Source organism: Lentisphaera araneosa HTCC2155 (genome assembly GCF_000170755.1).
In the GTDB taxonomy this organism is placed as follows: Bacteria; Verrucomicrobiota; Lentisphaeria; order Lentisphaerales; family Lentisphaeraceae; genus Lentisphaera; species Lentisphaera araneosa.
In genome coordinates this window covers 52,213-64,686 of the sequence record NZ_ABCK01000001.1, presented here as the reverse complement: position 1 = coordinate 64,686, position 12,474 = coordinate 52,213, and the positions used below count along the sequence as shown (strand labels likewise).

8 protein-coding genes are annotated in these 12,474 nt (G+C 38.9%); 3 read left to right on the top strand and 5 right to left on the bottom strand.

Annotation, left to right across the window (positions count from 1 at the left end; translation table 11 throughout):
- Position 1 precedes the first annotated feature (1 nt).
- A complete protein-coding gene (locus LNTAR_RS00260; protein WP_007276588.1) occupies positions 2-1,576 on the bottom strand; it encodes a glycoside hydrolase family 32 protein in 1,575 nt (524 codons plus the stop codon).
- A 30-nt stretch (positions 1,577-1,606) separates the two neighbouring features.
- Entirely contained in the window at positions 1,607-3,775 is a 2,169-nt protein-coding gene (locus LNTAR_RS00255; RefSeq protein WP_202944923.1) for a glycoside hydrolase family 2 protein, read from the bottom strand.
- Between the two features lie 225 nt (positions 3,776-4,000).
- On the opposite strand from LNTAR_RS00255, the gene LNTAR_RS00250 reads away from it, so the two are divergent.
- On the top strand, positions 4,001-4,588 hold the full coding sequence (locus LNTAR_RS00250) for an RNA polymerase sigma factor (protein WP_007276586.1): 588 nt from the start codon (positions 4,001-4,003) through the stop codon (positions 4,586-4,588).
- Between the two features lie 5 nt (positions 4,589-4,593).
- On the top strand, positions 4,594-6,699 hold the full coding sequence (locus LNTAR_RS00245; RefSeq protein ID WP_007276585.1) for a serine/threonine-protein kinase: 2,106 nt from the start codon (positions 4,594-4,596) through the stop codon (positions 6,697-6,699).
- A 32-nt stretch (positions 6,700-6,731) separates the two neighbouring features.
- Here the strand turns inward: LNTAR_RS00245 and LNTAR_RS00240 are convergent, their stop codons facing one another.
- The 3 genes from LNTAR_RS00240 to LNTAR_RS00230 all read right to left on the bottom strand — a co-directional run bounded on the left by LNTAR_RS00240 (position 6,732) and on the right by LNTAR_RS00230 (position 9,671).
- Positions 6,732-7,841, bottom strand: coding sequence for a serine hydrolase domain-containing protein (locus tag LNTAR_RS00240; protein ID WP_238527694.1), 1,110 nt, complete (start codon positions 7,839-7,841; stop codon positions 6,732-6,734).
- Between the two features lie 97 nt (positions 7,842-7,938).
- Positions 7,939-8,796: a DUF1670 domain-containing protein gene (locus tag LNTAR_RS00235; RefSeq protein ID WP_007276583.1), complete on the bottom strand. Its 858-nt coding sequence runs from the start codon at positions 8,794-8,796 to the stop codon at positions 7,939-7,941.
- A complete protein-coding gene (locus LNTAR_RS00230; protein ID WP_007276582.1) occupies positions 8,793-9,671 on the bottom strand; it encodes a DUF1670 domain-containing protein in 879 nt (292 codons plus the stop codon). Before LNTAR_RS00230 ends, LNTAR_RS00235 begins: the two co-directional genes overlap by 4 nt.
- A gap of 441 nt (positions 9,672-10,112) precedes the next feature.
- On the opposite strand from LNTAR_RS00230, the gene LNTAR_RS00225 reads away from it, so the two are divergent.
- Positions 10,113-12,470, top strand: a complete 2,358-nt coding sequence (locus LNTAR_RS00225; RefSeq protein WP_007276581.1) for a right-handed parallel beta-helix repeat-containing protein — start codon at positions 10,113-10,115, stop codon at positions 12,468-12,470.
- Positions 12,471-12,474 lie beyond the last annotated feature (4 nt).

Sequence of the window (12,474 nt, the reverse complement as noted above, 5' to 3'; positions counted from 1 at the left end):
TCTAGTTTCTCCAGATTGAATTTAATTCATTAATTAAAATAGAATTGATTTTCACACGCTCTCCATTCGAACTCTTAATTGAAATTTTATCAGTTTTGGGTAGGCAATAGCTCGCGGCTGCATATGCTCCTTTATTCACGAATAATTCTATAGACATACGATCAAGTAGGATACGTAAGTTAACTTGACCATGAATTGTAGGTGCGGGTATTTTTATTGTCTCATTATCATTTTCCATATTTCTAAACTCTATGCTTTTAACCTCCACCATTTTGCCCCCCTTATCTGGAAACCTTGTTTTATTACCATATACAATTTCAAGACCTCTTACAGTAAAGGTCATTATTTCATTTTCTTTTGGCTCAAAGCTTATTGATACATCTAGGAGGTCTGCACTTATCTTATTAAGCTCTGAATTAACTTTGCTAAGCGAAGAAATGTCCTCTAATAAATGTGATTTTGCATAGAGTTTCTTTATTTGATCAACGGGCCAGCGAAAAAGACGCTCGCCTTCTGCAGTGGATTTTAAACTTAGTTCACAAGGGAAACTCATTTGTTGAGTAAAAGGTAAACCAAAACGTTTAAACAGATTTTTCTTGCTGGCATCTTTCATCCAGGCTATTTGGTAGACTTTACCATCTGGACTGTTGTTAAATGTTTGACCTGCATAGAAAGCTTTAAAAAAGCGTCGACCGCCCCAGTCTCCTGAGAGCATTTTATTATCACTTGAGAAATTAGTTCCATCAAAGCTTCCTATCTGGTAGTAGAAGGCGGCATCATTGCATACCCACTTTTTCTTTTGAGGATTCCCGTCTACGGCAAGCTCATACATATCAAAGCATTCAACAAAGTCACGGCTAAAATCCCCCACTCTTTTCCAGTTTACTAAATTGTCTGAATTCCATATGCGTATTAATTTGTCTGGTCCTGCAATAATGACGGCCATAACCCATTTCTGAGTTTTTTCATGCCAAAAAACTTTAGGATCTCTCTCTCCTTTCCAAACCCCCTGGTTAGGCACAACTGGATCACCACCATTAATTAAAGTAAAAGTTCTACCTTTGTCAGTACTATAAGCTGCACACTGTTGCATTGGACTTGTTGTATGAGTAAAAAAAGCGACGAGAGTTTGAGTCTTACCTACTTGCTTCTTAAGGCTATTATTATGATCAACCACAGCACTGCCAGACCAAATAACCCCAGATTTTCCTTTAGTATTTTTATAAGGTAAAATCGCATGTGGGAGTTGCCTCCACGAAATCAAATCCTCACTTACTGCATGGCCCCATACTTTCCCTCCATCACCATTTCTCAATGAATTATGTTGAAAAAACATGTGCCATTCACCATCAAGGTAGACTAAGCCATTGGGGTCATTAAGCCAATTTTTCTTAGATGTAAAATGAAACTGAGGACGCATTTTTTGCTTGTAATCGGTATCTTCATAAGACTGAAAAGTACGCCACTTTGAATCAAAAACATCCTGAGTCAGCAGCTTTTTCTGTGCTTGTCCAAATAAGCTAAAGCATGACATAGAAAGAAATAATAGCGCTCCAAAAAAATGATTGAATTTCATATTAAAACCATCCTGTTTATCGTTCTGTTTTTACCATTCAAGAGTTTCATCACCTATTCCAGCATCGATATATTGACTGAAATTACCTTTCGCATTATCCACATGAATAGAAATAATATTCTTTCCTACTTTCAAGGCCTCTATGGCATTAGCAGGAAATGGCAAATCTATATACCTGGTGTTATTACCACTTTTAAGTACAAATGCTTTGACTCCATTTATGTAGACTGTTGCATTATCATCATAAGCAATACGGAGAACTGGTCTTTGAAGCTTTTCATTTAATTCAAATTTTCTAGCGACCCAAAGATCCATCTTTTTCCATTCCGTCCCTATTTCAATCGCGGGATTTCTATGGACTTTATGACCGAAAACTCCCTTCCCTTTTTTCCACATAGTAAAGTCCATCTCAGGTAGAATCCAGTCTTCGCTGGGTTTATCTGTTGTGTAAAACCATTCTTGAGCCATATCTCTAGATGTCGGTAGTAGCATATTCACTTTTGGCTTGGAGGGAAGAGACCTTTCCTGTACTGCTTTGCGAAACAGCTCAACATCCGATTTAATTATTTTCCGGTCATAAGTAATTAAGCCATTGACTTCAGCCTCTACGTCAGTTAATTGTGTGTAAATTGCGGCGGACATACCAACTTGTTTATCAGCTTTAAAAACATCGCGCCATAGATCTAAATAGAGTGTTTCATAGTGACGTTGATCAGTACATGTACCATAGACAGATGATGTCGTTTGATTAGGTATCCATAGATGTCCTGGCACTACATAACCAAGGCCCCCGAATTCGCCTAAAGTTCCAATCCGATTTTTATCTGGAGACACAGGCACTGCCTTTTTATAAGCGTGTCTATCAATAATATCTCCGCAGTCTTTAGGTAGAAACCACCCACTACCACTAACAAGTAGGCGAGTCGAATCTTGCTTCCTTGCTAAGTCCGTCAGACGCGGTGTATCGTATTGTCCCCAAGCTTCATTGAAGATCACCCACACTACTACTGAAGGATTATTATAATGTTCATCAATCATTTCAATCATTTCTAATTCAAATTGATCGGCAAGTACTTTTGACTTTGCTACACCATCTCTAAAACCTCGCGCGTCTACACCCGCAGAACCGTTTGGCATATCCTGCCATACAAGAAGCCCCAATTTATCTGCCCAATAATACCAACGAGCAGGCTCGACCTTTACGTGCTTTCGAGTTGTATTAAAACCAAGTTTCTTGGTAATTTCTAGGTCAAACTTCAAGGCTTCATCTGTTGGTGCAGTATAAATGCCATCTGGCCAATAACCTTGATCAAGAGGTCCACTCATAAAGATAGGTTTATTATTGAGCATCGGTCTTAGGTGACCTTCCTCATCTTTTCCCTTGGAAAACTTCCTCATCCCAAAATAACTCTTTACGACATCATCTCCATAAGTAATTTCAAGATCATAAAGAAATGGAGAGTCGGGTGACCAAAGTTTTACATCTGCAATATTAATTACTATTTCTTCTCCCATAAAACCATCAACGCTATTTACTACTTTACCTTGATCTAAGACCTTAATACGAGCTTCCCCTTCAGAACCCTGAACAATTACTGAGACAGTCCCCTTATCAATATCTGGGGTGATTTTAAATTTTGATATGTGTTCTACTGGTACACTTTCTAACCAAACAGTCTGCCATATCCCAGAAGTCGCCGTATAGAAAATAAATTTTGGATCATCAAAAGCATTAACACTCTGTTTGCCTTTCGGGCCAGACATATCATCCGTTACAGATACGATTAACTTATTATCATTTTCGCTAAGAGCATCAGTGATATCGAAAGAGAACGCATCGTAACCACCTTTATGATAACCGATTTCCTTGCCGTTGATATATACAGTTGTTTCGTAATCAACAGCACCAAAATTCAGAATAAGTCTTTCACCGTTTAATTTAGGCGCCACAAATGAACGTGAGTACCAAAGGCGGTCATTAGTCGTAAACTTTTTCTTGACGCCAGAAAGTGCAGATTCTATACAAAAAGGGACTAAAATCTGCCCGTCAAATTTTTTAGGTATAGATTTTTGCTGTTTACTAGTAATAGCATAATCCCAAAGCCCATTCAAATTTATCCATTTTTCTCTAACCATTTGTGGCCTTGGGTATTCAGGCAAAGGCATCTTAGGATTCACTTCCTTGGCCCATTCAGTCATCAGTCTACCTTCTACAGGCTTCCATCCTGCATAGCTAGTAATACTAAATAGCACCAAGAGAAACAAGCTGTAATTAGTGATTTTCATATTTTAATCTCTCTTTTTAGTTACGTTATAATTCTATATACAGGTATTTTTTTTGTATTGGACGCCTAGTGTCACAAAAGGCTATCATTGAGTTAACTTTTAGTTTGCATTTAGACTTAGGTCATTATAGTTTTTTTTATGAAAAATAATTATCACACTAGACATACGCTACTACTCAGGGCCAATGATCCAAATGACGAGCAGGCTTGGGAAGATTTTGTAACCTATTATGACAGTTTCATTCAAATGGTTCTTAATCGTTTACTTTTTGATTTAAGGGAGAGTGATGATTTACGTCAAGATATCCTCATAAAATTATGGAAAAATCTACAAAGCTATGACCATAAAAAAGCTAAATTTCGTACATGGCTTAGTACAGTTATTCGTAATACTGTTATTAATCATTTAGAAAAGAGTGATAGAAAAAAGCTATTGCTAGCTCCCGAAGGTAGCCTACTACTTGAAACAGACTCACAGAACGATCTAGAATTACATATTCAAGCCGAGTGGGAAACCTATGCATCCTCCTTGGCACTGGAAAAAGTAAAACCTTTATTTTCAGACAATGCATTTAAAGTTTTTAGCATGAGTCTTGAGAATATATCAGTTGATGTTATTTCTGAAAAATTGGAGATTAGTACTGATAGCGTCTACAAAATGAAAACTCGTTTCATAAAACGATTACATGAAGAAATAAACTTCATTCGAAATCAAACAGAGTTTTAATCACAATGAGAAAGGCGCAAAAAGAAACACAAGATGCTGCTCAAAAAGCACTCATAAATGCTGACCCTAGACTAAGAGTTTTTTTCGAAAAAGAAAATATCCCCGATACAGAATTAATCTATGATGAGTTAGAGTGCTCCTCTAAATATAAAGATTTTACTGAAATAGCTCGTGGTGGCATGAAAACTATTTACTCTGTTTATGATCAACATGCAGATCGTATTATTGCAATGGCTAAATTACATGATACAGCACCTAAAAAAATGTTTGAGCCTTTTTTAAGAGAAGCAAGGTTAACAGCAAAATTAGATCACCCAAACATCATAAAAATCCATGAGATAGGCCTTAATGAATTTAGCAGGCCTTTCTTCACCATGGACTTAAAGAATGGTGAAAATCTTGGCTCTCAACTTAAAAAAAAGCAGTCTAGTTTAGCTGAATTATTAGTTATTTTCGTAAAGGTTTGTGACGCCGTTGCTTACGCTCATTCAAGAGGAGTAATTCACCTAGATTTAAAGCCTGACAATATTCAAGTTGGTGAATTTGGTGAAGTCATAGTCTGCGACTGGGGGCTTGGTAAAATAATTGATGATCAAAGCTTCTCTAAGGATCCAATCAGTGATTCAGATATACTCAATAACATGACTCTTCATGGGAAGATAAAGGGAACCCCAGGCTTTATGGCACCAGAACAGACTGGTCTTACCTGTTTTGATAATGGCACCAGGACTGACATATACTCACTGGGAGTCACCCTCTATGTCATTCTTTGTGGAGACATACCTTTTAAAGGAGAAATTAAAACTCTTCTTAAAAACACTGCAAATGGGCAGTTTAAAAAACCATCAGAAATAACCATTGTCCCTCCAAGACTTGAAGCCATCTGTTTAAAAGCTATGAACAAAGATCCCAAGAACCGCTACTCTAGTGTAGATGCCCTTAAAAATGACATAGAAGCTTATCAAGATGGTTACTTAACTAGTATCGACGACTCCACTCTCTTAAAAGCCTTGACGCTGCTTATCAAAAGAAATAAAAAAATAACTAGTATATTTGCAAGCTCTGTAGTTTTGTTAATCTTATTAACTTCCTTCTTTATTAAAAATATTAATATCGCTAAAAACAAAGCAGAACATGCCAGCATCACTGCACATGAATCAGAGCGCAGAGCTCACGACTTGGCAGATAAGTTCCGTTTAGAAAAAATAGAAAGTGAGCGCAGGGGTAAAACTTCTGCACCTCAATTTATTAATAAAAGTATTAAAGCGTGGAATCAATCTGAGATTGATTCAGCTGAGAGTAATATAAATATGGCCTTAATCCTTAACCCTAAAAATATGCAAGCGATCGAAATTAAAGCAGGACTTTTAGTCAGTCAATTTCAGTTCACTAATGCATTGAGCTTTTTACAGCAACAGGGTTTCAATGACAGTAGTTTAAAGGGTCATGGTATTATTGAAAAGTATTACCAAATAGCCCATACACACCTAAATCAGGAAGAATCACTCACTGATAATATTAAGTTGGAGATAATCCGCAATCTTTATACTAAGTACAACTCAAATCATTCTTTTATTCTAGATGGTTTTTCTTATTCTTTTTTCAAAAAAAATAGCCCACTTAAACTACGATTAAAATACACTCAAAAACTCCTCGAGATATTTAACCCTAAATTGACTGCATTAAACTTTAACTATAATCCTGAGCAGACTTATCTTGATATCTCTAATAATAAGGAAATGGTCTGGGCTAAGTGCCTAAGAAACTTCCCCGCGACTCGAATCAATATATCTCATACCAAGCTATCTGATGTTTCTTCATTTATAGGCATGCCTCTGCTAGAGGTCGATGCCAGTCATTCAGCCTTAACTGAAGTAGGCTTTGAATATCTATCAAAAATTCATACTCTTGATATATCCCACACAACGGTAAACCAGCTTAGCAATCTCCCTAGACGTTTAACTAAGTTAAACATTCGCCATACCTCAGTGCAATACTTAAGTCCATTGAATAAACTTAACTTATTAGAAGAACTAGTAATTCATAAAGGGCAATTCTCAAAAGAAGCTCTGGAAAGCGTGCCCCCAAAAGTAAAAATCATTCAGAACTGACTTTTACTTCTAAATAGACTTTTATGCTCTGCTTACTGTATAAAAGCGGGTAATATTTTTTGAGATATATCCCCCAACATTGGTCCCATAGCTCCATGTCCCGTCGAGACCACCACGAGTTCTTGTTTGGGGAAAATAAAAGTATATTGCCCGAGAGCGCCTCTTAACTGAAAACAAGGGATAATTAGATCCCCTACTCTAATATCTTGGTACCAACAGAAATAGCCATAGAAATTTGAGCCATAACTTAGTGTAATTGGACTAAAAGCACGTTTAATAAACTTTTTGGGAATCAATTGCTCTCCTTTCCATTTACCGTTTTGAAGCACCATCGTCCCTACTTTTATCATATCACGAGAAGTAAAGCTGGAGCCAGCCGCAGATTTTGGTAGACCACTCGTATCTAACTGCCATGAGTAGTTTATAATCCCCATCTTCCCCATTAGCTCTCGCTCGATAAAGTCTTTGGCTGTACCTGGCACGACCGATTCTAAAACTTGCATAATTAAAGCAGGATCTGCAGGCTGATAGGAAAATTTCCTAGGGGCTGCAGGGATTTGTTCACTGCATGCCAAATAAGCCTGTGCTTGCAGTTGCCCTTTAAGTCGTTCTGGGTGCGTCTTATAGTTCTTCATTTTATCATTTATAAGTTTAATTCCTGAAGTCATGTTCAAAGCTTCTGCCAGAGTAATTTTCTCTGCACCCGCACATAACTTTAGGGGATCAAGCTTTGTTAAAAAACTCACTACGGGCTTATTTAGGTCATCCATACTTAAATAGCCTAACTGAATAGCACGACCAAGTGCAAATGCGGTATAAGACTTGGTTATCGACATCTGAAAATGAGGCACATTTTGACGACCACGCCTATAGTATGACTCGAATACCAGCTTCCCCTTATAACTAATTAACAAGCTATCGGTTTTACTCTTTCCCTCAGCAAATGATTCTTTGGCTATCGCTCTAGAAAATGATTCAATTAACTGCTTATTCTCACCTTCAAATCCCAGTTCACCAACAAAAATATCATCCCCCTTTTTTATCGGCCGAGAACTAAAATATGGGTGCTCAAGGTAAGGGATATTTTGCTCCCATTCCATTGAAACATCTTTCGCATTAAGGTCAACAACTTCAGGTGCCAAACCATCATCAACTGCACTAAGAGAGAGTCCTAAGCTTACTAATGTTAAATAAGGTCATTTGTCCGTGAGGTGTAATTGTCCCCTTACGTACAGATATTTAGTTTTTCTGAGAGTTCAAGTCATTGATGATGGTTTCGTATTGTGAGTCCACCTTTGCGTCCGTATTGATGATTTGCTCTAAGACAAACCCGCGGTCCTTGTACTCTAAAATAATGGCTTCGTATTCTTTTATCAGTCGTGGCGTGTTTCCAACAACTTTGGCGATTTCATTGATATTCATATCCTTTTTGTAACAGATAAGAACCTGTTTAAATTTGCTGATATAACGCTGGATAGCCTGGAATGAATGATAAGTCTCACGACTTACTTGTTGAACGCTGAGTTTCTTTATGAAAAGTTTTTCTATTATGATTTTTTTGTGCGTGAGAGTTGGCCCCATATCATGTATTGAACCTCTTCTAGGTAAAACCTCATTGTGTTCCAGTTCCCATTCTTTAATATACTTACCCACAGTTGGTGGAGAGATCTTTAAAAGAATGGCTAATTCAACCGAGGTCATACAGCCACCTTGCTCATAACTTTGTTTAAGCATCCTTGCAACAGCTTCCTTTTTCATGTCTCTGAGCTTCTTACCGTCTTTGCGCTCTTGAATATCTTCTGCTCGTACTAAATCTAGGATAATACTCACTAAAGGTGTTTGACTGATCTTTTTTCCGTATGATTTAGTCGCATTTTTATCAGTGGTCACCCATGGCGTCTGACCCGGTTTTAAATGAGAAGTTTCAGGGTAGTATTTATTGACCATAGAGATAATAGCTGAGCTCAAAACTTGCCGAGTCCTCATTCCTCCCAGTTGCGGACACTCCTCAGAGAAAAAAGCTGTTAAAGCTCCAGCAAAAGTTTTATATTGTTGTGGTCCGTAAGTTGCTTCATTCGCTGAAATATGCGTCTTCATGCTCTGCTCCATACGGGATTTGATAGATTCGACAGTAGTGAGTCTTTTTTTTCGCCAACTTCCTTATAGTATTCATCTCCTGTAAGCAGGATTTCATCCAGACGATGTTTGAACATATCTTTATTCTTAAACTCGTCGTAAATCTTAAGGAATGTCTTCACGCCGCGTTGTGAGATTCCTGCAACTACCGCGATTTCATGGTCAGTGAAGCTCTTCCCTACCCGTAAGTAAACCGCAACTTTAAACTTTTGAAGGTAACTCTCAACGGCGCCCATCGAATGTTTTGTAGCACTCGCAACTTCAACTTCTTCTTTGCCTTCCACCCAATGACGAATGACCAATTCACGGTGTGTAACTCCAGGACCAATATCTTTTTGTTGGCCACGCGTCGGAATGACAATACCTTCCTCTTGTAAGTGTTTGACATCACGTCGGATCGTTTTTGTATCACACATCAACAGCTTGGCCAAATCCTCCTGGCTTAATAGACCTCCTTGATCGCGGGCCTCTTCGCTCAAACGTATTAATCTGCGCTGACGGCGAACAACTTGCCGTTGTTTATTTTTTCTATTGGGCAACTCTTCTTCGTCAAAATCACTGAATACACTTAGAGTGACGCTTATCATTTCACAGTCTTTGAGTGCCTTACCTGCACCTTCCTTGGCCGAGACGCAGTTGTACTTGAGTTGACCTTCTTTCAGTTCCTTTTGGCTGTAGGAAAAATAGACCTCATCTATCATGCGAACCAGTTCTTTGGCTTCCCAAGGACTTAGGCCCGCTCCATGAACCGCCAAGTGACTCATTTGCTGATTCATTGTTTTTAAAGACAGGCGACGACTTTGATTTTCTTGAGAGTTCGCTATTTGTATACTCATGGTGTAGTGCTCCTTATTTTTTGCTTTTGGTAGAACAATTTATAAGGGGACACTACACTTTTTTAGTATCTAGTGATACTTACCGGACAAATGACTGAATCGTAAATAAGCTAAACTCGTATTTTTTATTTTTTTATATCTCATAAACGCACTCCTTTAATTATATTAAATTTCTAGTCATCATGTCCATATACCGTTTTTTAAATAGAATTGGATACCGCCATTTCTGATATAAGCAGAAAACATTAATGACTCAAAATCATTTCTTGACATATTTTAAATATGTCTTGGCTTACAAAATAATCCTTATCAAGTTACGCTAATAAAGCAACTCGGAACAAGTACAGGGGAAGTATAACCTTCTATATTTTTTTATTTCACTCATCCAATACCTTAATTCTATCTGTATATGGGAATTAAAAGTTGAAGTGTTCATCATTAATGAAGCCAGTTTTAACTGAATTCACCCCAAAACTTCTAAAGTGCTGGATTCATTTCACTGATATTAAACCTCTAAAACAGCAGAAAAACATGAAGAAAAACATCTCTATAATCCTGCTATTATTATTCGGAAATATTTCCTTGGCCACCGCGAATGATAATTTTAAAGATCAGCTTAAAGCTGCCGATGCTCTTTTCTCAAACTCAAGAGATCAGGCTCAAGAAACTTACCGTGACTTACTAGATCAAATTCCTGGAAAATATGAGCCTTTCCGTTCCTTGATAATTTTGCGATTGGCCTATACAACGCGTCAGGCTGACCGGATGAAAGTTCTCAAACACTTAGATCAGCTAACCTATGTCCCGGAACATCACGCTCTGGCAGCTAAGGAGATGATTGCAGAAATTGAAGGGAAAAATAACCATGGACATCAGAGAACTGCTATTCCGTTGTTACCGAAGGTTGATGTAACAATTGATGTTTCCCTCAATGGAAAAATTGATAATCTGGGCGATGCACTAATTGCGGCACGCAAAGCTAAGTCTAAAGGAAAATCAGTTGAGATCGTTCTCGCATCAGGCACTTACCTTCAGAAAGAAACTCTTGAGTTGAATGAACAGGATACTGGCTTGATCATTCGTTCCGCTGACACCCAAAATCCAGCCATAATAAGCGGTGGCCTTAGGCTAAAGAAATGGAGTAAGGAGCTTTCTCCAGCGGCACTGAATAGATTACCAGAGTCAAGTAAAACTAAGGTCTTAGCCTGTGATATAAAAGCTAACGGCGCTGATGAAATCCACGAACTGCTTATGGGCGGCGTATTCGATAAACGGCCCGGTACAGTTGTTACATCCAAATCACAAAAAACTACGACCAGTCTAGCTATCCCTGAACTATTTTATAAGGGTGAAGCACAAGGCCTAGCACGCTGGCCTAATGACAAGACAACAAAGCTCCCCATCAACAAAAAACCTAAAAAGGCGAACCCCTACTTCAAGCGGTGGAACAATGAGTCTGATCTTTGGCTACACGGTTATTTTGGTGTTCATTGGGCTGATACCTATCAGAAATTTGAGCGCGTACATCGAGACGGAAAAATTACGGTTGTGCCGCCAGACCATCCGTTTGGATTCAAGCTTGGAGATGGGCAAGTAGTCAATGCTCTATGTGAGTTAGATCAACCTGGAGAGTGGCATTTTGACAGCAAAAATAATCTTATCCACTACCTGCCTCCTTCTGGGTTTGATCCGACTCAATGTGTACTTTCATCATTCGGCACGCCAATCATCGCCAAAGACTGTGACAATCTACAGATACGGGACCTCAACATCAATTACACTCGTGGTGATGCAATGATTATGCTCGATTGTGACAATCTATTGATCAAAGGAGTCAATATTGAACATTGCTCAGGATATGGACTCAAGAGCATCGGTGGAATTAAGCAACTCATTCATTCCTGCAAAATAGCAAGTATGGGCTGTGGTGGGCTTATCGTAAAGTCGGGCGACTCGACAAGTTTGACTCCAGGCCATTCTATTATTGAAAATTGCCAAATCAGTGGCATGTCACGCATCAATCGAACCTATACTCCCGCTTTAAATCTGAATGGTATGGCATTCAAAGTTCGTCATAATCTTTTCTTAGATATTCCAAGTAGCGCACTCAGTTTTCAGGTTTGTGATACCCTCGTAGAGTTAAATACCTTCCGTAACTGTGTCTACGAATCTGGTGATCAGGGAGCGATAGATATATATGCCAACCCGCTTGCACGAGGCAATATTATTCGCTGGAATCTCTTTGATGACATTATCGCCGAACACCAGGATAAGCTGGGCGCCGCAGGCATCAGACTAGATGATTATGTCAGCGGTTTCATGATTAGTGAGAACATCTTCAGAATGGGCGGTCAAGGAAGTTATGGGATGTTCTTTGGCGCGGTACAGATAAACAAAGGTTGGGACAACTATATCGAAGGTAATATCATTATCGATTGGCCCCGTGCAGTCAGCGGCCGGACCGGCGTGCGTGAGATGTGGGATACTATGAAGCATCACAAGCATACCCAGCAAAGGTTGAAGGCCGTAGACTGGAAGTCCGAGGCATGGCAGAAGAAGTATCCACGCGTTCGCGATATTATGGATAGAGAGGGGCACAGCAATTACCTGGCCGACAACCAGCAGTTTGGCACCGGTGACTGGCATGGTGTTGCCAACTCGATGAACGTGGCCAATATCCGCGGCCCGGAAGACTTCCACGGTGAAAGTTTGAATTCAATTAAGTACTTCCTTTCACCCTGGCATCAGATCCCCGTCGATCTGATTGGACCGTATGACGAAAGATCACTATTAAAATAATATA